Source organism: Cupriavidus sp. 2KB_3, assembly GCF_052115685.1.
GTDB classification, from domain to species: Bacteria; Pseudomonadota; Gammaproteobacteria; order Burkholderiales; family Burkholderiaceae; genus Cupriavidus; species Cupriavidus campinensis.
In genome coordinates this window covers 213,847-238,705 of record NZ_JBFRHD010000008.1, presented here as the reverse complement: position 1 = coordinate 238,705, position 24,859 = coordinate 213,847, and the positions used below count along the sequence as shown (strand labels likewise).

The 24,859-nt window shown below is 66.8% G+C and carries 26 protein-coding genes and 1 tRNA gene; 11 read left to right on the top strand and 16 right to left on the bottom strand.

All coding sequences use genetic code 11. The annotated features are described in order from the left end of the window. Positions 1–15: 15 nt before the first annotated feature. The 13 genes from AB4120_RS11335 to AB4120_RS11275 all read right to left on the bottom strand — a co-directional run bounded on the left by AB4120_RS11335 (position 16) and on the right by AB4120_RS11275 (position 12,224). Entirely contained in the window at positions 16–543 is a 528-nt protein-coding gene (locus AB4120_RS11335) for a nucleoside deaminase (RefSeq protein ID WP_392388459.1), read from the bottom strand. A 43-nt stretch (positions 544–586) separates the two neighbouring features. Continuing rightward, entirely contained in the window at positions 587–1,348 is a 762-nt protein-coding gene (locus AB4120_RS11330; RefSeq protein WP_149136664.1) for an ABC transporter permease, read from the bottom strand. A gap of 38 nt (positions 1,349–1,386) precedes the next feature. Next, complete coding sequence (locus AB4120_RS11325; protein WP_149136663.1) at positions 1,387–2,160, bottom strand: ABC transporter ATP-binding protein; 774 nt, start codon at positions 2,158–2,160, stop codon at positions 1,387–1,389. 17 nt (positions 2,161–2,177) lie between these two features. Continuing rightward, positions 2,178–3,167 (bottom strand): ABC transporter substrate-binding protein, encoded by a 990-nt coding sequence (locus AB4120_RS11320; RefSeq protein WP_441642255.1) that lies wholly within the window; start codon positions 3,165–3,167, stop codon positions 2,178–2,180. Next, the gene (locus tag AB4120_RS11315) at positions 3,164–3,943 is read right to left on the bottom strand and encodes an alpha/beta fold hydrolase (RefSeq protein ID WP_441642254.1); all 780 of its coding nucleotides are present in this window, start codon (positions 3,941–3,943) and stop codon (positions 3,164–3,166) included. Before AB4120_RS11315 ends, AB4120_RS11320 begins: the two co-directional genes overlap by 4 nt. 7 nt (positions 3,944–3,950) lie before the next feature. Further along, positions 3,951–4,928, bottom strand: a complete 978-nt coding sequence (locus tag AB4120_RS11310; RefSeq protein ID WP_441642253.1) for an isopenicillin N synthase family dioxygenase — start codon at positions 4,926–4,928, stop codon at positions 3,951–3,953. A 151-nt stretch (positions 4,929–5,079) separates the two neighbouring features. Continuing rightward, positions 5,080–6,090 (bottom strand): LysR family transcriptional regulator, encoded by a 1,011-nt coding sequence (locus AB4120_RS11305; RefSeq protein WP_149137583.1) that lies wholly within the window; start codon positions 6,088–6,090, stop codon positions 5,080–5,082. Between the two features lie 70 nt (positions 6,091–6,160). Then, positions 6,161–7,150: an MBL fold metallo-hydrolase gene (locus AB4120_RS11300; protein WP_149136659.1), complete on the bottom strand. Its 990-nt coding sequence runs from the start codon at positions 7,148–7,150 to the stop codon at positions 6,161–6,163. A gap of 210 nt (positions 7,151–7,360) precedes the next feature. Then, positions 7,361–7,437 (bottom strand) — tRNA-Met (locus AB4120_RS11295). Between the two features lie 211 nt (positions 7,438–7,648). Then, the gene (locus AB4120_RS11290) at positions 7,649–9,343 is read right to left on the bottom strand and encodes an MFS transporter (protein ID WP_149136658.1); all 1,695 of its coding nucleotides are present in this window, start codon (positions 9,341–9,343) and stop codon (positions 7,649–7,651) included. A 251-nt stretch (positions 9,344–9,594) separates the two neighbouring features. Further along, positions 9,595–9,948 (bottom strand): DUF4212 domain-containing protein, encoded by a 354-nt coding sequence (locus AB4120_RS11285; RefSeq protein WP_149136657.1) that lies wholly within the window; start codon positions 9,946–9,948, stop codon positions 9,595–9,597. After that, a complete protein-coding gene (locus AB4120_RS11280) occupies positions 9,945–11,522 on the bottom strand; it encodes a sensor histidine kinase N-terminal domain-containing protein (protein WP_441642252.1) in 1,578 nt (525 codons plus the stop codon). The genes AB4120_RS11285 and AB4120_RS11280 overlap by 4 nt, the downstream gene beginning before the upstream one ends. Before the next feature lie 12 nt (positions 11,523–11,534). Continuing rightward, the gene (locus tag AB4120_RS11275; protein ID WP_144197271.1) at positions 11,535–12,224 is read right to left on the bottom strand and encodes a response regulator; all 690 of its coding nucleotides are present in this window, start codon (positions 12,222–12,224) and stop codon (positions 11,535–11,537) included. 235 nt (positions 12,225–12,459) lie between these two features. Between AB4120_RS11275 and recA the strand changes: the two genes are divergently transcribed. The 11 genes from recA (at position 12,460) to AB4120_RS11220 (ending at position 22,953) form a co-directional block, all read left to right on the top strand. Further along, on the top strand, positions 12,460–13,524 hold the full coding sequence (gene recA / locus AB4120_RS11270; RefSeq protein ID WP_144197272.1) for a recombinase RecA: 1,065 nt from the start codon (positions 12,460–12,462) through the stop codon (positions 13,522–13,524). A gap of 85 nt (positions 13,525–13,609) precedes the next feature. Continuing rightward, the gene (gene recX, locus AB4120_RS11265; protein WP_441642251.1) at positions 13,610–14,068 is read left to right on the top strand and encodes a recombination regulator RecX; all 459 of its coding nucleotides are present in this window, start codon (positions 13,610–13,612) and stop codon (positions 14,066–14,068) included. A gap of 336 nt (positions 14,069–14,404) precedes the next feature. Continuing rightward, positions 14,405–15,079, top strand: coding sequence for a DUF2889 domain-containing protein (locus AB4120_RS11260; protein ID WP_441642250.1), 675 nt, complete (start codon positions 14,405–14,407; stop codon positions 15,077–15,079). 89 nt (positions 15,080–15,168) lie between these two features. Further along, the gene (sucC, locus tag AB4120_RS11255) at positions 15,169–16,335 is read left to right on the top strand and encodes an ADP-forming succinate--CoA ligase subunit beta (RefSeq protein ID WP_144197275.1); all 1,167 of its coding nucleotides are present in this window, start codon (positions 15,169–15,171) and stop codon (positions 16,333–16,335) included. An 84-nt stretch (positions 16,336–16,419) separates the two neighbouring features. Then, positions 16,420–17,301 carry a succinate--CoA ligase subunit alpha gene (gene sucD / locus AB4120_RS11250; protein WP_144197276.1) on the top strand — a complete coding sequence of 294 codons (882 nt, stop codon included), beginning with the start codon at positions 16,420–16,422 and terminating at the stop codon, positions 17,299–17,301. A gap of 279 nt (positions 17,302–17,580) precedes the next feature. Further along, positions 17,581–18,276, top strand: coding sequence for a TerC family protein (locus tag AB4120_RS11245; protein ID WP_149136653.1), 696 nt, complete (start codon positions 17,581–17,583; stop codon positions 18,274–18,276). A gap of 260 nt (positions 18,277–18,536) precedes the next feature. Then, positions 18,537–19,040: a pilin gene (locus AB4120_RS11240; protein ID WP_262389480.1), complete on the top strand. Its 504-nt coding sequence runs from the start codon at positions 18,537–18,539 to the stop codon at positions 19,038–19,040. A gap of 221 nt (positions 19,041–19,261) precedes the next feature. Beyond that, a complete protein-coding gene (locus AB4120_RS11235; protein ID WP_149136651.1) occupies positions 19,262–19,789 on the top strand; it encodes a pilin in 528 nt (175 codons plus the stop codon). Positions 19,790–19,800: 11 nt separating this feature from the next. Further along, the gene (locus tag AB4120_RS11230) at positions 19,801–20,325 is read left to right on the top strand and encodes a pilin (protein WP_441642249.1); all 525 of its coding nucleotides are present in this window, start codon (positions 19,801–19,803) and stop codon (positions 20,323–20,325) included. 230 nt (positions 20,326–20,555) lie between these two features. Then, the gene (locus tag AB4120_RS11225; protein WP_441642248.1) at positions 20,556–21,020 is read left to right on the top strand and encodes a pilin; all 465 of its coding nucleotides are present in this window, start codon (positions 20,556–20,558) and stop codon (positions 21,018–21,020) included. A 148-nt stretch (positions 21,021–21,168) separates the two neighbouring features. Continuing rightward, on the top strand, positions 21,169–22,953 hold the full coding sequence (locus tag AB4120_RS11220) for a PglL family O-oligosaccharyltransferase (RefSeq protein ID WP_441642247.1): 1,785 nt from the start codon (positions 21,169–21,171) through the stop codon (positions 22,951–22,953). 54 nt (positions 22,954–23,007) lie between these two features. Here AB4120_RS11220 and AB4120_RS11215 read toward each other — a convergent pair whose 3' ends face one another. The 3 genes from AB4120_RS11215 to moaC form a co-directional block, all read right to left on the bottom strand. After that, a complete protein-coding gene (locus AB4120_RS11215) occupies positions 23,008–23,532 on the bottom strand; it encodes a hypothetical protein (RefSeq protein WP_441642246.1) in 525 nt (174 codons plus the stop codon). After that, positions 23,529–24,014 carry a hypothetical protein gene (locus AB4120_RS11210; RefSeq protein ID WP_441642245.1) on the bottom strand — a complete coding sequence of 162 codons (486 nt, stop codon included), beginning with the start codon at positions 24,012–24,014 and terminating at the stop codon, positions 23,529–23,531. Before AB4120_RS11210 ends, AB4120_RS11215 begins: the two co-directional genes overlap by 4 nt. A gap of 329 nt (positions 24,015–24,343) precedes the next feature. Then, positions 24,344–24,820: a cyclic pyranopterin monophosphate synthase MoaC gene (moaC, locus tag AB4120_RS11205; RefSeq protein WP_149136645.1), complete on the bottom strand. Its 477-nt coding sequence runs from the start codon at positions 24,818–24,820 to the stop codon at positions 24,344–24,346. Positions 24,821–24,859: the final 39 nt, after the last annotated feature.

Sequence of the window (24,859 nt, the reverse complement as noted above, 5' to 3'; positions counted from 1 at the left end):
GGGCCGACCGGCGGTCTATCGGCCCGCCCAGAAGCGGCGCTGCGCCTCGGCGATCTCGGGCTCCATCTCGGGCACCGGGCCGATCAGGTCCACGGCCTTCTGGCAGTGATCGAACACGTAGCGCGACGGCACGCTCATGGTCGGGTTCTCGGCGTGGCTGCCCGTGCATTGCAGCAGCGCGTGCTCGGTCATGCCGAACACCACCCGGCCGATATTGGCCCAGTAGGCCGTGCCGGCGCACATGCAGCACGGCTCCACGGTGGTGTAGAGCGTGCAGCCCCACAGGTAGTCCGCCGGGAAGTTGGTGGCGGCCACGCGCGCGAGCGTGGATTCGGCGTGGTTCACCGTGTCGATGTTGCACTGCTCGAGCAGCACGGTTTCCTGGTCCGGGCCGACCAGGATCGCGCCGAACGGGTGGTGGCCCAGCGTCACGGCGCGCTCGGCCACCTGCTGGGCGCGGCGCAGGTGGCGGCGGATCTGTTCCGGCGTGGGTGGCAGGCCCTGGGCGGGCAGGGCTGTGGGTTCGGTCGTGGGCGTGGGCATGATCATGGTCTCCGCAGGTCTTCGTAATGGGATGGCCCGGCGCTCAGGCCCGGTTGCCCTGGCTCCACGGGAACAGCCGCTGGTAGGCCAGTTGCACCAGCCCGTAGAGCGTGAGGCTGCTGATGACCAGCAGGATCAGCGCGGCAAAGGCCACTGGCACCTTGAACGACGAGGTGGTGAACAGTATGAGGTAGCCCAGCCCCTTTTCGGCGGCGACGAACTCGGCCACCACGGCCCCGACGATGGCCAGCGTGATCGACACCTTGAGCGCCGCAAACACATACGGCACCGCGAACGGCATGCGGATCTGCCAGTACTGGCGCGCGGTGGTGGCGCGCAGCGAGCGCGACAGCTCCACCAGCTCCGCCGGCACCGACGCCAGCCCCAGCGCCGTGGACACCACCAGCGGGAAGAACGCGATCATCGTCGTGATGACCACGCGCGGCAGCACCCCGGCGCCGAGCGTGACCACGATGATCGGCGCCACGGCCACGATCGGCGTGGACTGGATCACCACCAGCCACGGCATGACGATGCGCGACAGCAGCGGCGAGCGCGTGATGGCCACGGCCAGCGGCAGCGCAAGGCAGATCGCCACGACGTAGCCGGCCAGCGCCGCCTCCAGCGTGGCGGCCAGATGCTCGATCCAGCGCGCCGCGCCGAGTTCGGTGGCGGCCCGCGCGATCACGCTGGGCGCCGGGAGGATGTACTCGGGCACGTGCAGCAGGCGGCAGCCCGCTTCCCAGAGGATCAGCACGAGCACGAAGACGCACAGGCTGGCGTGGCGGTTCAGGAACGCTGTCATGGCGGGGGCCGATAAGTGGAGCCGATTACTGGGGGCGATTACTGGGGCTTGTGGCTGAAGACTTGCATGCGGATGTCGTTGGCCATCCGCGTGAAGACCGGGTCGGCCAGCGTGGCGAGGTTGCGCGGGCGCGGCAGCGGCACGTCGATGATGTCCGCCACGCGCCCGGGGCGCGCGCTCATGACCACGATGCGGTCTGAGAGCAGCAGCGCCTCCTGGATCGAATGGGTGACGAAGACCACCGTCTTGGGCCGCTCGTTCCAGATCCGCAGCAGCTCGAAGCTCATCTCGTCGCGCGTGAGGGCGTCCAGCGCCGAGAACGGCTCGTCCATCAGCAGGATGTCGGGGTCGTGCAGCAGCGAGCGCGCAATCGACACGCGCTGCTGCATGCCGCCGGACAGCTCGTCCGGCCGCTTGTGGCCGAAGTCGCCCAGGCCGATCATCGCCAGCAGCTCGCGCGCCCGGGCCTGGTCGCGCGCATCCACGCGGCCGTACTTGTGGCGCATCGGGAAGGTGATGTTGTCCAGCACGCTGAGCCACGGCAGCAGCGTCGGCTTCTGGAACACGATGCCGATCTCGTCACGCGGCTCGGTGACCGGCATGCCGAAGATCGACACCTCGCCGCTGGTAGGCCGCAGCAGTCCCGCAATCAGCCGCAGGATGGTGGACTTGCCGCACCCGGACGGCCCGATCAGCGAGACGAACTCGTGCCGGCGCAGGTGCAGGTCCACCCCTTGCAGCGCCGTGACGGGACTGCCATCGCGGGAGACAAAGGTTTGCGTGACCGTGTTCAGGTCGATGACAGTTTGCATGGGCCTCGGCGGTTGCCTTACTGGGTCAGGAAGCGGCGGTCGACCAGGGTCTCGGGGTCTACCTTGGCCGGCGCGTACTGCATCGACTGCGCCACCCAGCCCCAGGTGGCGGCGAGCAGCTTGGGGTTGAACCTGCCGGCGCCATCGCGCTTGCTGATGTCGTTGCGCAGCAGCGGGATCGACGATTCGAATTCGGCCTTGACCACGGCCACGTCCGCCTCGGGCACGGCCGCCTTGAGCGCCTCCGCCGCCTGCTGCGGGTGCTGGATCGAATAGTCGAGCGACTTGTTCAGCGCGCGCAGGTAGCGCTTGAGCACGTCGGGGCGCTCGGCGATGGTCTTGTCGCTGGCCAGCACGGACCAGCCGTAGCCGTCGAGGCCGAAGCGCGTCCACGGCAGCACCGACAACTCCTGGTTGGCCTGCTTGAGCACCGCGCCGAAGGCCGGCGCCACGGTCACCCAGTTGATGGTGGCGTCCACGCGGCGCTGGGCCAGCATCGGCGCCAGCGTGGCCGGGTCGGCCTTGATGACCTTGATCTTGGCCGGGTCGATGCCGTTGCGTTGCAGCACCACCGGCCACAGCGCATTGGAGGACGAGAACGTCGGCATGGCCACGGTCTTGCCTTCCATGTCCTTGAGCGACTGGATCTTGCTGTCCGCGCGCGTGAACAGCGCGTCCGGCTGGTTGGAGTAGAGCGACATCACGGCCTTGACCGGGATCTTGCCCTCGGCGGCGGCCGTCATCAGCGCGGCGATGCCGCCGAAGCCGACATCGGCGGCGCCGGACGCGATCTTGGTCACCGCGTCGGCGGAGCCACGGCCCGGGAGGATCCTGACCTCCAGCCCTTCCTCCTTGAAGAAGCCCTGCTGCACGCCGGCATAGACGAAGGACTTGTCGCCGCCGGGCAGCCAGTCGAGCTGGACGGTGAGCTTGTCGATAGCTGGGGCGGCGTGGGCGGCGCCGGCACAGGCCAGCAGCAGCGAAGCGATGAGGGGGCGCAGGGTCATGGGAAAACTCCAGGGAACGGCATCGAGGAAAGGCGGGGCAGCAAGGCGTCGGTCAGGGCCTGGGGGCAGGCCAGTTGCGGCACGTGGCCGCAGTCGAGCGAAATCCGGTGGGCGCCCGGCGTGAGCGCCTGCATGCGCCGCTGGAGCGGCAGCGTGACGGAGCGGTCCTGCAGGCATTCGACATAGACACGCGGCACGCGGCCGAAGCGCGCGGCGCTGAGCGTGTTGCGCATGTCGCGGCCCGTGTCGGGCTGGGGGCACAGCCGCGCGGCGGCGGCTTGCGCGGCCTCGGGCGGGCAGTCGTGCAGGAAGATCTCGCGCGCGGCGGCGGGCGGCACGCGGCTGGTGGCGCCATCGGCATCCCATGCGAGGTGCGGCACGATGCCGGCGTAGTGGAAGCCGGCATCGGCGGCGCGGCATTGGGCGATCACGTCGCCGAAGCTGATGCCGGCGGGCAGCATCATGCCGGCGAGGTAGACCAGCGCGCGCACGCGGTCCGGCAGGGTTTCGGCCACCTGCGAGGCGGTCAGGCCGCCGCCGCTGTGGCCGAGGACGACGGCCGGGGCGTCCAGCGCGGCCAGCCGTGCGCACACGTGGGCGGTGTAGCCGGCGAGGGTGGCATCGGCCCGCCTTTCGGGGCTGCGGTCGTTGCCGGGCAGGTCCACGGCGTGCACCTGCCAGCCGGCGGCTTCGAGCATCGGCTGCCAGGCGGCGAAGGCCCAGCTGCCTTGCCAGGCGCCATGGATCAGGACGATGTGGGGGCGGGGCATCGACATGACCGGCTCAGCCGTAGGTGCGCCGGTAGCAGTCCATCAGATGCTGCTCCACGGTCACGGGCGGGTACTTGGCGGTCTCGCCTTCGGCACGGCAGGTCGGCAGGCAGGCCACCTCGTGCAGCGGGTTGCCGGTGAAGAAGAACGGTACCGAATAGCGCTCCCTGCCCGAGCGGTTGATCACCCGGTGCAGCGTGGAGACGTAGCGGTCATTGGTCCAGCGCGCGAACAGGTCGCCGATGTTGACGACGAAGGCGCCGGGCACGGGCGGGGCATCGATCCAGCTGGCCTGGAGGGCGTCCCAGACCTGCAGGCCGCCGGTCTCGTCCTGGAGCAGCAGGGTCACGCCGCCGAAGTCGGTATGTTCGCCGCAGCCCTTCTCGCCGGGCTGGGGCTGCGCCGGCTGGGGTGGGTAGTGCAGCAGCCGCAGCGTGGCGGAGGCGTCGTGCAGGTAGCCGTCGAAATGGTCCTCGGGGAGGTCCAGCGCCAGCGCCAGCCCGCGCACGACGGTGGCGCCCAGCGCGTACGCGTGCTGGTAGTACGCCTCCATCACGGCGCGGAAGGCCGGCAGGGTGGCGGGCCACTGGTTCGGGCCGGTGTTGAAGCGGCCGGCCAGCACGCGCGGATCGTCGGCGGCAATCTCGGCGCCGATATAGAAGCTTTCCTTCAGGTCGGGCGGCGCGCCGGCTTCCAGCGTCTGGGCGCGCAGCGGCTCATAGCCCCGGTTGCAGGGCGAGAGGCGCTTGTCCACGGCGAGCTTGTCGGCCATGCTCAGGTCGAAGAAGCGCTGGCTGGCCGCGAACACGCTGCGGATCAGCGCCGGGTCGATGCCGTGGTTCGTCAGGTAAAAGAAGCCGCGATGCGCGCAGGCATCGTGCAGCTGCGTGGCCACGGCGCGGCGCGCGGCGGGGTCCGCGCTGCGCAGTCCGGCGATGTCGATCAGGGGCAGGCTAAGCGAGGCGGAGGAGGCGGGGGCGGTGGCAGTCACGGTGAGCGGCGGGCCTCGAAGGCTGGGCGACGGATGCAGCCCAGTCTAGGGAGGTGCCACTGCGCTGGATAGCGCCGATTTTTGCGCGGGGCGATGCCGAAGTTAGAGCACCCCGGCGGGTAGCGCGGCGGGGGACGGGGTGGCTATGCGCTCATGCACTCAAGGCGTGCGCGAACGGCTCCGGGGATGCCTCGCTTTGGCGCGCCGTGGCACGCTCGCGGTGCGTGGCGGCGGGCTTGTGCAGCGCGAGGGCTTCCTCACGCTCGCGCGCCTCGATGGCCTCGGCGGCAATCCGGATGAAGGCATCCAGCGCCGGCGGCGGCGTGCGGCCGGCGCGCACGTAGACGCCAAGCTCCGAGCAGATCGGCGCGGGGGTGTCCAAGGGCACGTGCACCAGGCGCCCGTCGCGCAGTTCGCGCTCCAGGCCCAGCCGGCTCTGGAAGAAGATGCCCACGCCGCGTTCGACAAGGCCCTTCGCCAGTTCGATCGACGAGGTTTCCAGCAGCACCTGCAAGGCACGCTTGTGATGGGCGAGTACGGGCTGGAGCAGCGCGTGCATCGACAGCTCCGGCCGGGGCAGGATCAGCGGATAGGCCGCGCATTCGGCAAAGTCCACGTGTGGCAGGCCGGCCAGCGGATGGCCGGGCGGCACGATGGCGCCGAGCGCGAAACGCGACACCATGCACTGGCGCAGGCCATCGTGGCGGCGGATGGAGAAGCCGATGCCAAGGTCCGCCTCGCCATCGATCACGGCCTGGGCGGCCTGTTCGGAGCCGCAGATGCGCACGTCGATCTGGATGGTGGGGTAGCGCCGGTGCATCTGCGTCAGCATGGCGGGCATCAGGTCGGCATTGAGCCCCTCTACAGCCGCCACGCTGAGCGAGCCGCGCCGCACGCCGCGCAGCAGCTCCAGCTCGGTGGCCAGGCGCTGCTCGTCCTGCAGCACGGTGATCACGTGGCGCGAGAACACCTCGCCGGCCGGGGTCAGGCGCAGGCCGGTGGCCATGCGCTCGAACAGCGGGCTGCCGATCTCTTCCTCGAGCTGCAACAGCTGGCGGTTGATGGCCGACGAGGCCACGTGCAGCCGCCGCGCGGCCTCGCGGATGGAGCCGCAGCGGCGGATCATGTCGAAATACTTGATGGCGCGGGCGTGGATGTGCATGCCCGGATCGAGCATGCACCGTGCCAGCGCCGGGGGCGGCGCGCGTGCGGTTCGCCCCGCCCCCCGCCGATCAGCGGTCGGCGCGGATCGGGCCGTACTCCACCGGCACCCAGCTGTAGCCGCGCGCATCCTTGCGGATGTGGCCCAGGCCCGGGAACGGCATATGCGCGCCGGCAATCAGCCAGCCCTTGGCGGCGGCCTGCGCGAAGACCGCCTTGCGCGTCTTGATGGCCTGCTGCTGGTCCGAATCGAACTCGATCGACACCTCGGGGTGGGCCATCTGCACCGAATGGCTGTGGACGATATCGCCCCACAGCAGCAGCGTCTGGCCCTTCGACGTCACCAGGTAGGAGCTGTGCCCCGGCGTGTGGCCCGGCGTGCCGAGCACGCTGAAGCCGGGCAGCGGCTGCGCACCGTCGGCGTAGGTGTGAAGCGCGCCCTTGGCCTTGTAGGGCGCCAAGGCGTCCTGGGCCATCTTGAAGAACGGCTTCTTGTCCTCGGGGGCCTGCTGCGCAACGGCGTCGCTCAGCCAGTAATCGGCATCCTTCTGCGACGCCCAGACCGTGGCCTTGGGGAAGACCGCCGTGGTGCCCTGGGTCAGGCCGCAGGCGTGGTCGGGGTGCAGGTGGGTCAAGAGCACCGCGTCCACGTCCTCCGGCTTGTAGCCGGCGGCGCGGATGTTGTTGACCAGCCCGCCCATGGTCGGGCCGAAGCACTGCGCCGCGCCGGCATCCACGAGCACGAGCTTGTCCTGCGTATGCACCAGGAAGCCGTTGACGGCGGTCTGCACGCCGTTCTTGTCGACCACGAACATGCGCGCCATCAGCGACTGGAGATCCTTGGCCTGCATGCCCTTGAGGAGCTTGCTGCCGATATCGACGTAACCGTCATAGAGCGCGGTCACGACCACGTCGCCAACCTGCTGGCGATAGAAGCCGGGCACCTGCTCCTTGACCTGCGCGGGCGCGGCCGTGGCGGCAAGGCTGGCAAACATCAGGCTGGCCAGCGCGGCACGAACCAGCCGGCGCGAGGCCTGGGGGGCGAAGGCGAGGGATTTCATGGGAGACAGATCCTTCCTGGATGGGAGTGGTAGCGAATAGGGCAGGCAAGTTGCCGGAGGCCCATTCTAATGATCTGTTGGAAAATGCGCGCCGCGGGTCACGCGGGGGGGCGGGACGGCCGGAAGGGAGCCGCACGGAAGGGGGCCGCAAAGCCGCGGCCCAAAGCAAAAAGCCGCAATCCCGTGAAGGACTGCGGCTTTTCTAATAGATGGTGGCGAATCAGGGATTCGAACCCCGGACCTGCGGATTATGATTCCGTCGCTCTAACCGACTGAGCTAATTCGCCAACGAAGACCGCAATTATACCCACGCTTTGGCGCCTGTCAACACCCTCGTGACAGTTTTATGCAAGCTTCCGCAGGCCCCGGGGCGGCTGCCCAAAAAAATGGCAGATCCGTGGATCTGCCTGAGAAGGAGCGACCGGCCGTGTACTGCCTTGCGGTGCCGGTCTATCCTGAGCGCGGTTGCGTAGCGCTCAACCTGGATCTGGCTTTGGCTCAGTCGTTGGCGTAGATATCCACGTCCTTGGTCTCGCGGATGAACAGCGCGCCGATCACGAAGGTCATGGCGGCAATGATGATCGGGTACCAGAGGCCGTAGTAGATGTTGCCGTTCTGGGCCACCAGCGCGAACGAGATGGTGGGCAGCAGGCCGCCGAACCAGCCGTTGCCGATGTGATACGGCAGCGACATCGACGAGTAGCGGATCCGCGTCGGGAACATCTCCACCAGCATCGCCGCGATCGGGCCGTACACCATCGTCACGTAGATCACCAGGATGACCAGGATCACCAGCACCATGATCGTGTTCATCTGGGCCGGGTCGGCCTTGGTCGGGTAGCCGTGGGAGGCCATCGAGCCGGACACTTCCTTCTTGAACGCGGCGATCTTCGCCTTGCTCTCGTCGTCGAAGGCGCCCTTCACGACCGTGGCGTCGAACGCCTTGATCTCCTTGTCGCCGATCTTCACCGAGGCAGGCGTGCCGGCCGGGGCGTTGACCACCTCATAGCTGGCCGATGCCTGGGCCAGCGTGCGCTTGACGATGTCGCAGGAGCTGCGGAAGTCGATCTCGCGGGCGATCGGGCTGCCCTGGAACGAGCAGCTCTTCGGGTCGGCCGTGACCACGATCTGCGCGGACTGCTGGGCACGCTCCAGCGCCGGGTTGGCGTAGTGCGTCAGCGCCTTGAACAGCGGGAAGTAGGTCAGCACGGCGATGGCGCAGCCAAGCATGATGATCCACTTGCGGCCGATCTTGTCCGACAGCGCGCCGAAGAAGATGAAGAACGGCGTGCCGATCACCAGTGCGCCGGCAATCAGCAGGTTGGCCGTCTTGGCGTCCACCTTCAGCACCTGCGTGAGGAAGAACAGCGCGTAGAACTGGCCCGTGTACCAGACCACGGCCTGGCCGGCGGTCAGGCCGATCAGCGCCAGGATCACGATCTTCAGGTTGCGCCACTGGCCGAAGGCCTCGGTCAGCGGGGCCTTGGAGGTCTTGCCCTCGGCCTTCATCTTCTGGAAGGCCGGCGATTCGCTCATCGACAGCCGGATGTAGACCGACGTGGCGAGCAGCAGGATCGAGAGCAGGAACGGGATACGCCAGCCCCAGGTGTCGAAGTTCGGGCCGGTCAGCTCGCGCGTCAGCAGGATCACGATCAGCGACAGGAACAGGCCCATCGTCGCGGTGGTCTGGATCCAGGCCGTGTACGCGCCACGCTTGCCGTGCGGGGCGTGCTCCGCCACGTAGGTGGCCGCGCCGCCGTACTCGCCGCCGAGCGCCAGGCCCTGCAGCATGCGCAGCGCGATCAGGATGATCGGGGCCGCCCAGCCGATGGTGGCGTAGCTGGGCAGCAGGCCCACCAGGAAGGTGGAGAAGCCCATGATCAGGATGGTGACCAGGAACGTGTACTTGCGGCCGATCATGTCGCCCAGGCGGCCGAACACCAGCGCGCCGAACGGACGCACCAGGAAGCCCGCCGCGAAGGCCAGCAGCGCGAAGATGAACGCCGAGGTGGGGTCCAGGCCCGCGAAGAACTGCTTGGCGATGACCGCCGCCAGCGAGCCGTACAGGTAGAAGTCGTACCACTCGAATACCGTGCCAAGCGACGAAGCCACGATGACCTTCCGCTCCTCGCGTGTCATCGGCGTGTTTTGTGCACTGCCCCCCGGCATTGCCACGTTTTGCGCGTTTGCCATTATTGTCTCCTCCGTCTCATCGAAAGGGTTCCCCGTTGTCAGCGGCCACGCGTGTGCGGACCTCTGCATCGAAGTTGAGGAGGATTGTGGGAGGTGAAACTTACTGCGTTCTGACAGAAATGACGGGAATGGTGCCTAAATCGTCGGGGTATACGCTAGCGGGTGGCGTGGCTTGCGCGCCACCCCGTTTGCTGCACTGCGGCCCGCCGGAGCGCCGGGCGCGCCACGCAGCAGGTTGCGCGGGCGTCTTGCTATGCAGCATCGGCCCCTGCGGAGGGTCGAGGGGTGGGCGGCGCGCCCCGTGGAGCGGCATCGGCGCCGGCTGTCGCGGCAGGGTGGTCGTCAGGTTCGAACTCGTGGTCGGCGCGGTTCATGCGCCAGGCGTAGAGCGCGGCCATCGCCACGTAGACGATCAGCGCACCCTGGGCGCCCATCCAGAACGAGAAGGGCCAGCCGAAGAAGTCGAAGCGCAACTCCCGCGCGTACCAGCTCACCACGAACGACACCACGAACCAAACCACCAGCAGCGCGGCGATCCAGCGCCGGTTGTGGCGCCACGCGCGCCGCTCCTGCGGCGTCATGCGGTCGCGCGGGGTACGCCTCATGCCGGCTCCCCGGCGCCGGCGCCAGCGCCAGCGCCCGCGCGGCGCAGCGTCACCCGCAGCCGCGTGCCAGCCAGGCGGGGTGACGTCTGGTAGACGTGGTCGTCGATGGCCACCTCGCCGCCATGCTGCTGCACGATCTCGCGCACGATGGCGAGGCCCAGCCCGCTGCCCTCGGTATTGGTGCCGAGCACGCGGTAGAAGCGCTCCATCACTCGTTCGCGCTCGGTCGGGGCGATGCCGGGCCCGGTGTCCTCCACATCGAGATAGGCGAACGGCTCGAACGGATCGGCCGCCACGCGCACCGTGGCATGGCCGCCGGACGGCGTGTAGCGGATGGCATTGTCCAGCAGGTTGTTGAGCATCTCGGTCAGCATCAGGCGGTTGCCGGTGATGGTCACCGGGTGGTCATCGGCTTCCAGCCCCAGGTCGATGCGGCGCGCCCAGGCCTGCGGCAGCCAGTCCTTGACCACCTCGCGCGCCAGTGCGGTCAGGTCCAGCGGCGCCATGCCGCCCGCGCCGGCCAGGTTCTCCATGCGCGCCAGGGACAGCAGCTGCGTCACCAGGTGCGCGGTGCGTTCGGAACTGCCGGCGATCTGCGCCAGCGAGCGGCGCAGCTCCTCCGGGGACTGCTCGCGCTGCGCCAGCTCGGCCTGCATGCGCAGCCCGGCCAGCGGGGTCTTCATCTGATGCGCGGCATCGGCGATAAAGCGCTTCTGCGTCTGCACGGACTGGTCCAGCCGCGCCAGCAGGTCATTGAACGACGCCACCAGCGGCGTGATCTCCTGCGGCGCGGCGGTCTCGTCGATGGGGCTGGTATCGCCCGGGTTGCGCGCCCGGATGCGCTGCTGGATCGCCGTCAGCGGCGCCAGCCCGCGCGTGAGGCCGAACCAGACCAGTACCACGGCCAGCGGCAGGATCACGAACTGCGGCAGGATCACGCCCTTGATGATTTCGTTGGCCAGCCGCGCGCGCTTGTCGAGCGTCTCCGCCACCTGCACCAGCACCGGCTGGGAGCCGGCGCTCTTCAGGTCCACATAGGTATAGGCCACGCGCACGTCGTTGCCGGCCACGCGGTCGTCGCGCAGGGACACCAGCCCGGCATGGCCCTGGTCCTCCTCGGACGGCAGCGGCAGGTCGTGGTCGCCGGCCACGTACTCGCCGCGCTTGCCCACCACCTGGTAATAGATATTGTCGGTCTCGTCGGCACGCAGAATCTCGCGCGCGGAGAGCGGCAGCTGCAGCGTCACGCGCCCGTTCACTTCGCGCACCTGCTGGGACAGCACGATGGCGCTCGCCTCAAGCGCGCGGTCGAACGGGCCGTTGGCGATGGACTTGGCGACGAGGTAGGTGACCGCGATGCTCATCGGCCAGAGCAGCAGCAGCGGGGCGAGCATCCAGTCGAGGATTTCGCCGAACAGCGAGCGGGGCGAGGGATGGGCGGACGATTCTTCCAGGTGCGGCAGGGCGTCCGCCAGCGCGGCGTCCTCGGCGGCGGCATCGGCCAGGGTCGGCAGGGGCGGTGGCGGGTCCGGAAGGGCAGGCGGGCGGCCCCAGGGCAGTTTCAGCAGGCGCATGCCGCCACCGGATCAGCCATGCACCGCCGCCACCGGCAGGAACTTCTCCAGGCAGTAACCCAGGCCGCGCACCGTGGCGATGCGGATGCCGCCCACTTCAATCTTCTTGCGCAGCCGGTGCACGTAGACCTCGATGGCGTTGTTGCTGACTTCCTCGCCCCACTCGCAGAGGTGGTCCACCAGCTGTTCCTTGGAGACCAGCCGCCCGCAGCGCGTGAGCAGGATCTCCAGCAGGCCGATCTCGCGCGCGGACAGGTCCAGCATCTGCTCGTTCAGATAGGCGATGCGGCCGACCTGGTCGAAGGCCAGCGGCCCGTGGCGCATCAGCGTGGCACCGCCGCCCGCGCCACGCCGCACCAGCGCGCGCACGCGCGCCTCCAGCTCGGACAGCGCGAAGGGCTTGGCCATGTAGTCGTCGGCGCCCAGGTCCAGGCCCTTGACCCGCTCGTCCACGCCGTCGGCGGCGGTCAGGATCAGCACCGGCAGCATCGCGCCACGCGTGCGCAGGCGCTTGAGCACCTCCAGGCCGGGCATGCGAGGCAGGCCGAGGTCCAGGATCAGCAGGTCGAAGTGCTGGGTGGACAGGGCCGAATCGGCTTCCACGCCGTTGGCGACGTGGTCGACGGCGTAGCCGGAATGCCGCAGCGAGCGCGTGAGCCCGTCTGCCAGCACGTCGTCATCTTCCGCAATCAGAATGCGCATGGTTGTCTCCACCCTGTTGCCAGCATCGCACGCCACGCGGTTGCGGAACCGGTGGGGCTTGCCAAGCATACTGTTTTTTTATACAGTACCCGACATTCCGCAGGCTGCCTTGTGGGCAGTCGGGTCGGGTCGCACGCCAGATCACTTTTCAGGCCGATTTCCGTCGGAAATTGCTTAAAAATCAGGCGTCGCGCCGCATGCGGCCTATTTATACACCATTGACTGAAGGACGACCATGGACGACAAGAAGGCCGGCGCCGGCGTGAGCGCTGAGAAGCAGAAGGCGCTTGCCGCCGCGCTCTCCCAGATCGAGAAGCAGTTCGGCAAGGGCTCGATCATGCGTCTGGGCGATGGCGAGATCGAAAAGGACATCGAGGTAGTGTCCACCGGCTCGCTGGGGCTCGATATCGCGCTGGGCGTCGGCGGCCTGCCGCGCGGCCGCGTGGTGGAGATCTATGGTCCGGAATCGTCGGGCAAGACCACGCTGACGCTGCAGGTAGTGGCCGAGATGCAGAAGCTGGGCGGCACGTGCGCCTTTATCGACGCGGAACACGCGCTGGACGTGAACTACGCCGGCAAGCTGGGCGTGAACGTGGGCGACCTGCTGATCTCGCAGCCGGACACCGGCGAGCAGGCCCTGGAAATTACCGACGCGCTGGTGCGCTCGGGCTCGATCGACCTGATCGTGATCGACTCGGTGGCCGCGCTGGTGCCGAAGGCCGAAATCGAGGGCGAGATGGGCGATTCGCTGCCCGGCCTGCAGGCCCGCCTGATGAGCCAGGCGCTGCGCAAGCTGACCGGCACCATCAAGCGCACCAACTGCCTGGTGATCTTCATCAACCAGATCCGCATGAAGATCGGTGTGATGTTTGGTTCACCTGAAACGACCACTGGCGGCAACGCGCTGAAGTTCTACGCCTCGGTGCGCCTGGACATCCGCCGGATTGGCTCGATCAAGAAGGGCGACGACGTCATCGGCAACGAGACCAAGGTCAAGGTGGTGAAGAACAAGGTGTCGCCGCCGTTCCGCGAGGCGTTCTTCGACATTCTCTACGGCCAGGGCATTTCCCGGCAGGGCGAGATCATCGACCTCGGCGTGGATGCCAAGATCGTCGAGAAGTCGGGCGCCTGGTACAGCTACAACGGCGAGAAGATCGGCCAGGGCAAGGACAACGCGCGCGAATACCTGCGCGAGAACCCGGATATCGCCGCTGAGATCGAGAACAAGGTCCGTGCGGCGCTGGGCGTGGTGGCGATGAACGCCGCGGCCGTGGCCGCACCGGCCGAAATCGAAGGCTGAGGCGGATCTTTCTCCGCCCCTCGGAAGCCGTCGCAGATCGTGCGGCGGCTTTTTTTATGGGTACTGCATTGTCGATGACCTCCTGATGGCTGGCTCCCGCCCCCCGCTCTCGCTGAAGGCCCGCGCCGTCGGCTACCTGTCGCGCCGCGAGCACAGCCGCGCCGAACTGCGGCGCAAGCTGGCGCCGCATGCCGAGACGCCCGAGGAGGTGGACACCCTGCTCGACGCGCTTGAGCGCGAGAACTGGCTGTCGAACGACCGGTTCGTCGATAGCCTGGTCCATCGCCGCGCCAGCCGCTATGGCGCCGCCCGGGTGATGCAGGAGGCCAAGACCCATCAGCTTGGCAACGAACAATTGCACGATCTTCAGGATCGACTGCGGGAAACCGAGGTCGAGCGGGCCCGGGAGGTCTGGCGCAAGCGCTTCGGCACAGCCCCGGATTCCCCGGAGGCGCGGGCCAAGCAGATCCGCTTCATGGTCGCGCGCGGCTTCTCGCGCGCCGTGGTCGGCAAGATCATCCGCGGCGCGGAAGATGACGAATGAGGTGACGATTGCGCCGCGTAGACCGCTGTATACCTGCGTGCGCAACAGGGATTTTGTGATCCGGCGCCGGGCGTTGCGGCGCCGCACCACTGGCCGTGTCGCCGGGCACGATCGCGGCCCGCCAGCCCTTGCCGCGCCGTGGTTCGGCGTTGTTACCGGCGCAACAATTCGCCCCCGACATTCCATATCGCAGGATGTTCCCGGTCAAAGCGGCGCGGCATGTTAAACTCTCCCGGTTTTCCGGCCTTGGCGGCCGTGCGGCTGTCGGCCGTCCCGCCCCGGCCGTGAGTTTGCCCCCGGTCACAGCCTCAACATCCCGCGTCAGCCCCAGCTGTCATGCCACTTTCCCCGCCTGCCAACCGCACCTTGCGTCATCGCCGTGCCATCACGGCGGAAGCGTATGCGCGGGAAGACGGCCTGTGGGACATCGAGGCGCGCCTCACCGACACCAAGCCACGTGACATCGAACTCGCCGGCGGCGGCATCCGCCCCAATGGCCAGCCGCTGCACGACCTATGGCTGCGCGTGACGATCGACCTCCGCATGAACGTGGTGGATGCCGAGGCCTGCTCCGATTGGGTGCCGTATCCGACACATTGCGACACGATCGGCCCGGCCTACCGGAAGCTGATCGGCCTGAACCTGACGAAGGGGTTCCGCAAGGCGGTGCGCGAGCGGCTGTCCGGCGTGGCCGGCTGCACCCACCTGACCGAGCTGGCCGGCGTGCTGCCGACTGCCGCCATCCAGGCCTTTGCCGGCGATGTCTTCAATGTGCGCGACGGCGCCACTGTCAACGATCCGAATCCCGAACCGCCTTACCAGCTCCATGGATGCCACGCGCTCCATTTCGAGGGCGAGGTGGTTCGCCAGTTTTACCCGCGCTGGTATGGCTACCAGCCGGCACCGAAGGCCGGCGCTGCGGCGTCATCGTCCCAGACCGCGTCACGCGCCGATGCTCCGGCATCGGGCGGCGACACCCTGGCCCACCGGCCCAACGGAACCTCGGGCTGACCGTCACGGTCCGCCCACAGGAACAGCGAGAGACGAATCGTCTCCCCCATTTTTCCCATCCCTTTACGCCTACCCGAAAGGAAACACGCATGAATATCCATGAGTATCAAGGCAAGGAAATCCTGCGCAAATACAATGTGCCGGTTCCGCGCGGCATCCCGGCTTTCTCGGTTGAAGAAGCCCTGAAGGCGGCTGAGCAGCTCGGCGGTCCGGTGTGGGTCGTCAAGGCACAGATCCACGCAGGCGGCCGCGGCAAGGGCGGCGGCGTGAAGGTGGCCAAGAGCATCGAGGACGTCAAGACCTACGCCACCAACATCCTGGGCATGCAACTGGTGACGCACCAGACCGGTCCGGAAGGCAAGAAGGTCAACCGCCTGCTGATCGAAGAAGGCGCTGACATCAAGAAGGAACTGTACGTGTCGCTGGTGGTGGACCGTGTCTCGCAGAAGGTGGCCCTGATGGCCTCCAGCGAAGGCGGCATGGACATCGAGGAAGTGGCCGCGCACAGCCCGGAAAAGATCCACACGCTGATCGTGGACCCGGCCGTGGGCCTGCAGGACGCCGAAGCCGACGACATCGCACGTAAGATCGGCGTGCCGGACGCCAGCCTGCCGCAAGCACGCCAGGCACTGCAAGGCCTGTACAAGGCGTTCTGGGAAACCGACGCTTCGCTGGCCGAAATCAACCCGCTGATCCTGACCGGCGACGGCAAGGTGATCGCCCTGGACGCGAAGTTCAACTTCGACTCCAACGCGATGTTCCGTCACCCGGAAATCGTGGCCTACCGTGACCTGGACGAAGAAGACGCCAACGAAATCGAGGCCTCGAAGTTCGACCTGGCCTACATCTCGCTGGACGGCAACATCGGCTGCCTGGTGAACGGCGCCGGCCTGGCCATGGCCACCATGGACACCATCAAGCTGTTCGGCGGCGAGCCGGCCAACTTCCTGGACGTGGGCGGCGGTGCCACCACCGAGAAGGTGACCGAAGCCTTCAAGCTGATGCTGAGCAACCCGAACGTGGAGGCCATCCTGGTCAACATCTTCGGCGGCATCATGCGCTGCGACGTGATCGCCGAAGGCGTGATCTCGGCCTCGAAGGCCGTGCAGCTGGGCGTGCCGCTGGTCGTCCGCATGAAGGGCACCAACGAAGACCTGGGCAAGAAGATGCTGGCCGAGTCGGGCCTGCCGATCATCTCGGCGGACACGATGGAAGAAGCCGCCCAGAAGGTTGTGGCCGCTGCCGCTGGCAAGTAAGCCGAAGCCGATACGCCAACAAATGCAAGCGCGCGGTGCGCAGGCCCTGCCCGCGCCGCGCGACGCCAAGCAAAGGATTACAGCATGTCGATTCTGATCAACAAAGATACCAAGGTCATCACCCAGGGGATTACCGGCAAGACCGGCCAGTTCCACACCCGTGGCTGCCGCGACTACGCCAACGGCAAGAACGCCTTCGTGGCGGGCGTGAACCCGAAGAAGGCCGGCGAGGACTTCGAGGGCATTCCCATCTACGCGAGCGTGAAGGATGCCAAGCAGGCTACCGGCGCCACCGTGTCGGTGATCTACGTGCCGCCCGCCGGCGCTGCTGCCGCCATCTGGGAAGCCGTTGACGCCGATCTGGACCTCGTGGTCTGCATCACCGAAGGCATTCCCGTCCGCGACATGATGGAAGTCAAGGACAAGATGCGTAAGCAGAACAAGAAGACCCTGCTGCTGGGTCCGAACTGCCCGGGCCTGATCACGCCGGACGAGATCAAGATCGGCATCATGCCGGGTCACATCCACAAGAAGGGCCGCATCGGCGTGGTGTCGCGCTCGGGCACGCTGACGTACGAAGCCGTGGGCCAGCTGACCGCGCTGGGCCTGGGCCAGTCGTCGGCCGTAGGCATTGGTGGCGACCCCATCAACGGCCTGAAGCACATCGACGTGATGAAGATGTTCAACGACGATCCCGACACCGACGCCGTGGTCATGATCGGTGAGATCGGCGGCCCGGACGAGGCCAACGCCGCTTACTGGATCAAGGACAACATGAAGAAGCCGGTGGTTGGCTTCATCGCTGGTGTGACGGCGCCCCCGGGCAAGCGCATGGGCCACGCCGGCGCGCTGATCTCGGGTGGTGCGGACACCGCCCAGGCCAAGCTGGAAATCATGGAAGCCTGCGGTATCAAGGTGACCAAGAACCCGTCGGAGATGGGCCGCCTGCTGAAGGCGATGCTGTAAATCATGCGTCACATCCCGCGCCATGGCGTGCCGGACCGGGCGCCTGGCGTGTGGTGATTGCATCGCATTGCCCCCGCTTGCCGGGGGCAATGTCATTCTGGCGAGACGTTGACCTAGGGTATTTCCCGAGCCGCCTGCCGGAAGGTTGAAACCGAATCGAAAGGTTCGTGCGATACATCTCCATGTCTGTAAGTTCAGACATCCAAAAGTTCGCAGTGGCGCCGCCTGCCGGGCGGTCGGCGAACGTGGAATAAACCTAGAAATTCGAGGAGTCTTGCCGTGGAATTGTTGTCGAGCAGCGCATTCTGGATTGCGCTGGGATCCATCATCCTGACCAATATCGTGCTGTCCGGCGACAACGCCGTGGTGATCGCGCTCGCCTCGCGCAACCTGCCGCCGGCCCAGCAGAAGAAAGCCATTTTCTGGGGCAGCGCCGCCGCCATCATCATGCGGGTGGTGCTGACCGTGGCGGCCGTGAAGCTGCTGACGCTGCCGTACCTCAAGATCGTCGGCGCCATCCTGCTGGTCTACATCGGCGTGCAACTGCTGACCGGCGATGACGACGAGGAAGGCCACGACGCCAAGGACAACATCTGGCAAGCCATCCGCACCATCCTGATTGCCGACCTGGTGATGTCGCTGGACAACGTGGTGGCCGTGGCCGCCGCCGCCCAGAAGGGCCCCGAGGGCAGCCAGCTGATGCTGCTGGTGCTGGGCCTGGGCCTGTCGATTCCGCTGATCGTGTTCGGCAGCACCATCCTGCTGAAGGTGATGGAGCGCTTCCCGATCATCATCGTGCTGGGCGCCGCGCTGCTGGGCTACCTGGCCGGCGAGATGCTGGTGAGCGACCCCGTGGACGCCGAGTGGTTCCAGGTGCATGTGCCGCACGCCCATCTGGTGTTTGGCTTGGTCGGGGCCGTGCTGGTGGTGCTGGTGGGCAAGCTGCTCAAGCGCCGGAGCGCGCAGGTGGCCTGACACCCCTGACTCGCAGTCTCGTATTGCCTGAAACGGGCGGCCGATCTGGCCGCCCGTTTTTCTTTGGCGGCGCCGGCGCAACAGCGGCCTGTAGGCGCCCACGCCACGAATTCCTGCGGATTTCCAAGCAATTCCCACAAGCCTGTGGGAATTGTCGGAGATCAATCGGAGCAGGGGGCTGACCTCCCGATCATGGGTGCCGTGCCGGTGCGCAACGCCGCGCGGCACGGACATCAACCATCACCATGAAAAGGGTCAATATGCAACGCAAGCCTTCCGCACGCCGCCATCGCGGCTTCACGCTGATCGAACTGATGATCGTGGTGGCGATCATCGGCATCCTCGCCGGGGTTGCCATTCCGCAGTACCAGGACTACGTGGCGCGCTCGCAGTTCGCCGAGGGACTGAGCCTGGCGTCAGGGCAGAAGCCGGCGGTGATCGAAACGTTCTCCTACGGCGGCACCTGTCCCAGCAACGCCAGCGGGGCGGCGGACGGGATTCCGCTGGCGACCAGCATCGCCGGAACGTACATCAAGAGCGTGGTCACGGGCGGCACGCCCACGGCTGCGGGCGGCTGCACCATCGTTGCCAACTTCAAGGACGCGGGTATCGCCAAGGGGCTGGTGGGCAAGTCCATGACGCTGCGCATGACCGGCGCGGACCAGGGCGCCGTGGCATGGCAGTGTGAATCGGGCGCTGACCGGAAGTACCTGCCCAAGGCGTGCCGCCACGTGGCGGCTGCGGCGGCGGCCAGTCCGGCCTGATCTGCGCACCGGCGGCTGACGGCGGCTGACCGAGGGTGGGACCGCTCCTATCCTCGGTCGGCATCGAAAAAATCGGGTTGAAATGCGCCGATTCTGGTGCATTTCCATCAGAGTGAATCAACGTCCGGCGGTTTGCGCGCGATCAAATTCATGGCGCGCAGCCCGCCACAGCATACGACCCCAGTCATCGCGTCGATGACGACAACCAGAAAGGGGGTCCTATGCAACACACCAACACCTATCCACGGCGGCTTGGCCGTCTTGTGCGCGGGGCCACGCGCGCCGGCTTCACACTGATCGAACTGATGATCGTGGTGGCGATCATCGGCATCCTGGCCAGCCTTGCCATTCCGCAGTACCGCGACTACGTGGGGCGGGCCCAGTTTGCCGAGGCGCTGACGCTGGCGTCCGGCCTGAAGACGTCGCTGGTGGAGGCGTACGTGAGTTCGGGATCGTGCCCGGACAACAAGACCGCCAACAACTCCGGGCTGCCCCTGAGCTCGACCATCAATGGCCGTTACGTGGCATCGGTGGAAACCAAGGCCAATGGCGTGGTGGGTGACGCTGGCGGGTGTGTGATCACGGCCCGGTTCCGGAGTGACGTCTCGCGCGCGCTGGCCGGCAAGCATGTGGAGTTGGAACTGAAGGGCTCCGAGGGCTCGTTCACCTGGGATTGCTTCTCCAACGTGGACCACAAGCTGATGCCGAAGTCCTGCAGCGTGCGGGGATCGAGCTCCACCCCGGCCTGAGGCGGTGCGCCATGGACTGCCGCAAGCTTCGTCCACAGCAGGCAGGCTTTTCGCTGATCGAGCTGATGATCGTGGTGGCGATCATCGGCATCCTGGCCAGCCTCGCCATGCCGCAGTACCGCGCCTATGTGGCGCGGGCCCAGTTTGCCGAGGGGCTGTACTTGCTGGGTGGGTTGAAGGTCTCGGTGCTGGAGACATATGTGCTTTCCTCACAATGTCCCGACAACACCGGGGAGAACGATACCGCCTTGCCGCCGGCTGCAACCATTAACGGAAAGTACGTGGAGCGCGTGGTGGCCCAGTCCATGGGCCAGGTTTCAGACGGCGGCGGGTGCTTTCTGCGGGCGTATTTCCGGGAGGATGCGTCGCCGCTGCTCCGGGGCAAGTTCGTGGAGCTTGAGTTGACCGGGACCGGCAAACCGTCTGAAGGCTACGCTGGCGGCGGTGCGGCGTCCTGGGACTGTTATTCGAATACCCGAGAAAATGTGCGGCCTAAGGCATGTCGGTACCGGTGGGGCTATACGCCTGAGGCTTGATGCGCCCACGCCGGTCCACTGCAAAACTTTGGCAGTCCCGTAGACACAAAATGTGACAAATTTTGTTGATTGGCCATCCCTTGGAATCGTAAATCGGCCAAATTTTGTCACTCCCCCATGAGATTATCGGCATTTGCCTGCCTGGCACACTCCCTGCTTTAGGGGTAATGCATCACATGCAAGCAGATGTTTCTTTCTGTAACGAAAATCTCATCGAGGGGTCAATCCTTATGCAACGGGTACAACAAATCAAAAAACTGGGCCGCCAAGCCCAGAAGGGTTTCACGCTGATCGAACTGATGATCGTGGTTGCGATCATCGGTATCCTGGCTGCCATTGCGATTCCGCAATATCAATCGTATGTGGCAAAGTCGCAGGTCAATCGCGCCTACGCCGAGCTGAACGCCTACAGAACCGCTATTGAAGACAACCTTAACCGCGGCAACGCTATCAAGTTCGCGGACACCGATATCGGCTATGTTCAGTCGACGTTGACCAAGACTGCTAATGTGTTCGACTTCAGCGCGGGCGATGGCTCGGGCTCTGCTGTAGCTGTTCTGGACGGCAATGCAAATACGTCAGTCCTGGGCACGACGATCACCTTGTCCCGTGACACCGCTGGCCTTTGGACGTGCAAATTCACGACCACGCCGAAGGCATTCGATGCGACGTGGAAGCCGGGCAACTGCACCTAAATCGAACGCGGCCTCTTCAGCGTGGAAATCTAATCAAACGCTGCTTTCCTCAGCGTGGTGATGAAAAAGCGCCTTCGGGCGCTTTTTCTTTTCCTGCTTCCGTAAGCCGCCAAGCTATCATGGCGCCTTTCCTTCCCCTCGCGCCCGCATGCCGCCATCCAGGGCTTTGCTTCCGGGGTCGGCGATCATCGCCGCCTTTACCCTCCCGCTGCTGGTTTCGAAGCACACGCTTCCGCTCGCCACCTTCTATGGCGAATGGACGGCCGGCGTGCTCGGTGTCGCGCTGGTCTGTCTGCTGGCCTTCCGGCGTTCGGCCGACACCCCCCTAGCCCCCTGGATCGTCCTGCTGCCGCTCTGGCTGATCCTCACCACGCTCGTCCAGTCCGCCGCCGGCATGGCCGATATCACGGGCAGCCGCTTCACCACCCAGATCGTGCTCGCCCTCGGTGCCGCCATGATGGTCGCCGCGTGGCGCCTTGGGCAGGGGTTTTCCACCGAGGAACGGGCCGAGATTGTCGATGCCATCGCCATCACCTTCCTCGCTGCCGGGCTGCTCGGCACGCTGGCGCAGTGGATCCAGGTCTTCCATATGGAAGACCAGATGTTCGGCCTCGTTTCGGTATATTTCTACGACACCAACCGCCGGCTGTGGGGCAACCTGAACCAGCCCAACCATCAGGCGACGATCCACGGCTTTGGCCTCGTTGCCGCGATCTGGCTGGCGCGGCGGGAGCGGCTTGGGTTTGCGGCATGGCTCGCCGCCGTGCTGCTGCTCGAGTCGGGCATCGCGCTGACCGGCTCGCGCACCGGTCTTGTCCACGTTGGGCTGGCCGCCATCTATGCCCTGATCGCCGCCGCCATGGCGCGCGGCGAGCGGCGCGGCCCGAATCCGATGGCGCGCCCGCCCGGTCTGGTGCTTGCCGCCGTGCTGTTGATTGTCGGCATCGTGGTGCTGCAACCGGTCATCAAGAGTGCCGGGCAGGCGTTCGACTGGCGATTATTCGATACCGTCGCGCAACTGAAGGCCGGCGATCAGGTCTCGGCGCGCGGCGCGCTGTGGGCACATGCCATCGCCATGTTCCGATCGCATCCGCTGCTCGGCGTGGGTTACGGGGAGTTCGGCTGGGCGCAGTTCCAGCAGATGTCGCAACTGCGCGTGACGGCCGAGATGTCCCTGCACGCCCACAACGCCGTGCTCGATTTGCTGGCGAAGACCGGTTTGATGGGCACGGCGGGCGTGGGGGTGCTGCTGCTGGCGTGGCTGTGGCGCGTGGTGCGAAGCCGGCTGTGGCGCGCGGCGTCGGCGGAGCGCCCGCAGACCGTGGTGATCCTGCTCTGGCTGGCGATGGTCGGCGCGCATTCGATGCTCGAATACCCGCTCCATTACCTCTACTTCTTCCTGCCGTTCTGCTTCCTGCTGGGATGGCTGGAGCCGTCCGGCTTCGGAAAACGGCGAGTCCCCAAGCTGGTGGCGATGGGCATCGGCATCGCCTTCGTCGCGCTCTCGGCCATCATCCTGACCACGCTCTGGCAGGACTACCGCCGCGTGGAGGCGCGCGAGTATGCGAGCGATGAACGGCGCGATGGCCTGCCGATGCCGCGCCACTGGTTCCGCCAGCACGCCGCGTCGGAGGCTATCGAGCGGACCGTCATCACCGCCCAGAATGCCGTTGAATTGCTACCCGCGCACCTCGATGCGCTGCACCTGCTGCCCACCCCGAACCTGATCGGCCGCACCGCGTGGCTACTGGCGCTGACCGGCCAGCCAGAGCGCGCGCGGCTGTGGATGGATCGCCTGCGCTATTACTATCAGGGCGACGAAGCCGCACAGTTCAACACGCTGGACAACGCCTGCGAGGAAATGGACGAGGCGCACCGTCCGCGCGACTTCTGCGCCTGGGTGCGCGTACGCGCCCGGCAGGGCCACGGCTGATCAGAAAATCAGCCGTGACCAACGCCATCAGCACAATCAGCAACATCAGCACCATCAGCGCACGTAGCCGGGCGGCGGAGGCGGGGGATAGTAAGGCTGGTAGTTCGGCGGCGGCGCCGCGTAGCTGGAGGCGCGCGGCGTGGACACCATCTGGCCGTACACCGGCACGCGGTTGCCGCTGGCGTACATGCACTGGACGTAGGCGGCGTCGTACTGCCGTTGCGAGCCATATCCCGCGTTATACGAGTTGCCGGCCCCCACGGCAGCGCCGGTGAGCAGGCCCACGCCGGCCCCGACGGCCGCACCCGAACCCCCGTCGAATGCCGCCCCGGCCGCCGCGCCGAGCGCCGTGCCGATGGCCGTGCTGCCCACGGCCGCCGTGTTCGATGCCTGCTGGGCGCTCACGCCGCCCACCTGGCCGAGCGCGAACTGGCGGCAGTTGTAGTCATCGCCACGGAACTGGTCGAAGGTCTTGCCGGTGCCCGGCAGCGCCATCACGCTCGGGCCGGACGGCATGACCGCGCAGGCGCCAAGGCCCAGCGTGCCAGCCAGCAACAGGGGAACGAGGCGCAGATTCATGACGTCGCTCCCGGAACATGGCCCTGCGGCGTGGTGGACGAAGACGGCGTGGGCGGCACCCGCTGCCAGCCGGTGGGACATTCGCGGACGTAGGGGTAGAAGCCCTCGGGCGAGTCGCAGTGGTACCACCAGGCGTTCGGCGAGTCATTCGGCGCGCCGCTGGCCGATGGCGCGGGCACCGGATTGCCATCCGCGCCCTGTTCGATGTACTGCGGCGGATTCGGCGCCGGCACCGCGACGACAGCGGGCGGATAGTAGCCGGGCGCGTAATAGGGGCCATAGGCATAGGGTCCCCAACCGGGCCCCCAGCCTGGACCCCAGCCGGGTCCCCATCCTCCCCAGCCCGGTCCCACATAGACACCCACGCCGACGCGCGCGCGCCCCCCGTGGTAGTGCCCGCCGGCGATGGCCGATGTGCTGACGGCGGCCGTGGCCACCGCCGCGAAAGCCAGGGCGATCTGGCAAAGCTTGCGCCCGTTCATGATGTGTACCCCTACCCAATGTGCTGCATGCGTGCCGGCGACATCCCGAAAGCGGCGCTTCCGGCGTTGCGGCCTGTTACCTAAGCCTTCCCCTCAACGCTTGACCCGCCCGATCCGTGGACGGGCCCCGCCAGGCCTTGCTGGTATTCAATACCAATTTTTCCGGAAGTGGCGCCGGCGCGGGGGACTTGGAAATGCGGCGTTACCTTTATTACGGGCGGGACAATGGGGCGATAGGGGGCGACACGGGGGCGATAGGGGGCGACACGGGGGCGACAGGGGGCGACACGGGGGCGATAGGGGGTGACCCGGGGCGACACGCACCCCGATCAGCCCGCCACCCAGTCCCCCGACTTGCCGCCATGCTTCTCCAGCAGCTTCACGTTGCCGATCACCATGCCCCGGTCCACCGCCTTGCACATGTCGTAGATGGTCAGCAGGGCCACCTGCACGCCGGTCAGCGCCTCCATCTCCACCCCGGTCTGGCCGTGGGTTTCGGTGCGTACCACGCAGGCGATAGTGGAACTGGGCCCGTCCAGCGCGAAATCGACGGCTACCTTGGTCAGGCCGATGGGATGGCAGAGCGGGATCAAGTCAGACGTGCGCTTGGTCGCCATGATCGCGGCCACCCGGGCGATGCCGAGCACGTCGCCCTTTTTGGCGGTGCCGTCGCGCACCAGCGCGAAGGTGTCCGGCAGCATGGTGATGGTGCCGGTAGCCACCGCCACGCGATGGGTGCTGGCCTTGTTGCCGACATCGACCATATGGGCTTGTCCGGCGGTGTCGAAGTGGGTGAGCTGGCTCATGGCGTCAGAATTCGAGGAATGAAATGGCGCCCGTCGCAA

Excerpts from the sequence above, each read along its gene's own strand:
- AB4120_RS11335 (WP_392388459.1), bottom strand. The coding sequence starts at position 543 with ATGCCCACGCCCACGACCGAACCCACAGCCCTGCCCGCCCAGGGCCTG.
- AB4120_RS11330 (WP_149136664.1), bottom strand. The coding sequence starts at position 1,348 with ATGACAGCGTTCCTGAACCGCCACGCCAGCCTGTGCGTCTTCGTGCTC.
- AB4120_RS11325 (WP_149136663.1), bottom strand. The coding sequence starts at position 2,160 with ATGCAAACTGTCATCGACCTGAACACGGTCACGCAAACCTTTGTCTCC.
- AB4120_RS11320 (WP_441642255.1), bottom strand. The coding sequence starts at position 3,167 with ATGACCCTGCGCCCCCTCATCGCTTCGCTGCTGCTGGCCTGTGCCGGC.
- AB4120_RS11315 (WP_441642254.1), bottom strand. The coding sequence starts at position 3,943 with ATGTCGATGCCCCGCCCCCACATCGTCCTGATCCATGGCGCCTGGCAA.
- AB4120_RS11305 (WP_149137583.1), bottom strand. The coding sequence starts at position 6,090 with ATGCACATCCACGCCCGCGCCATCAAGTATTTCGACATGATCCGCCGC.
- AB4120_RS11300 (WP_149136659.1), bottom strand. The coding sequence starts at position 7,150 with ATGAAATCCCTCGCCTTCGCCCCCCAGGCCTCGCGCCGGCTGGTTCGT.
- AB4120_RS11290 (WP_149136658.1), bottom strand. The coding sequence starts at position 9,343 with ATGGCAAACGCGCAAAACGTGGCAATGCCGGGGGGCAGTGCACAAAAC.
- AB4120_RS11285 (WP_149136657.1), bottom strand. The coding sequence starts at position 9,948 with ATGAGGCGTACCCCGCGCGACCGCATGACGCCGCAGGAGCGGCGCGCG.
- AB4120_RS11280 (WP_441642252.1), bottom strand. The coding sequence starts at position 11,522 with ATGCGCCTGCTGAAACTGCCCTGGGGCCGCCCGCCTGCCCTTCCGGAC.
- AB4120_RS11275 (WP_144197271.1), bottom strand. The coding sequence starts at position 12,224 with ATGCGCATTCTGATTGCGGAAGATGACGACGTGCTGGCAGACGGGCTC.
- recA (WP_144197272.1), top strand. The coding sequence starts at position 12,460 with ATGGACGACAAGAAGGCCGGCGCCGGCGTGAGCGCTGAGAAGCAGAAG.
- recX (WP_441642251.1), top strand. The coding sequence starts at position 13,610 with ATGGCTGGCTCCCGCCCCCCGCTCTCGCTGAAGGCCCGCGCCGTCGGC.
- AB4120_RS11260 (WP_441642250.1), top strand. The coding sequence starts at position 14,405 with ATGCCACTTTCCCCGCCTGCCAACCGCACCTTGCGTCATCGCCGTGCC.
- sucC (WP_144197275.1), top strand. The coding sequence starts at position 15,169 with ATGAATATCCATGAGTATCAAGGCAAGGAAATCCTGCGCAAATACAAT.
- sucD (WP_144197276.1), top strand. The coding sequence starts at position 16,420 with ATGTCGATTCTGATCAACAAAGATACCAAGGTCATCACCCAGGGGATT.
- AB4120_RS11240 (WP_262389480.1), top strand. The coding sequence starts at position 18,537 with ATGCAACGCAAGCCTTCCGCACGCCGCCATCGCGGCTTCACGCTGATC.
- AB4120_RS11235 (WP_149136651.1), top strand. The coding sequence starts at position 19,262 with ATGCAACACACCAACACCTATCCACGGCGGCTTGGCCGTCTTGTGCGC.
- AB4120_RS11230 (WP_441642249.1), top strand. The coding sequence starts at position 19,801 with ATGGACTGCCGCAAGCTTCGTCCACAGCAGGCAGGCTTTTCGCTGATC.
- AB4120_RS11225 (WP_441642248.1), top strand. The coding sequence starts at position 20,556 with ATGCAACGGGTACAACAAATCAAAAAACTGGGCCGCCAAGCCCAGAAG.
- AB4120_RS11220 (WP_441642247.1), top strand. The coding sequence starts at position 21,169 with ATGCCGCCATCCAGGGCTTTGCTTCCGGGGTCGGCGATCATCGCCGCC.
- AB4120_RS11215 (WP_441642246.1), bottom strand. The coding sequence starts at position 23,532 with ATGAATCTGCGCCTCGTTCCCCTGTTGCTGGCTGGCACGCTGGGCCTT.
- AB4120_RS11210 (WP_441642245.1), bottom strand. The coding sequence starts at position 24,014 with ATGAACGGGCGCAAGCTTTGCCAGATCGCCCTGGCTTTCGCGGCGGTG.
- moaC (WP_149136645.1), bottom strand. The coding sequence starts at position 24,820 with ATGAGCCAGCTCACCCACTTCGACACCGCCGGACAAGCCCATATGGTC.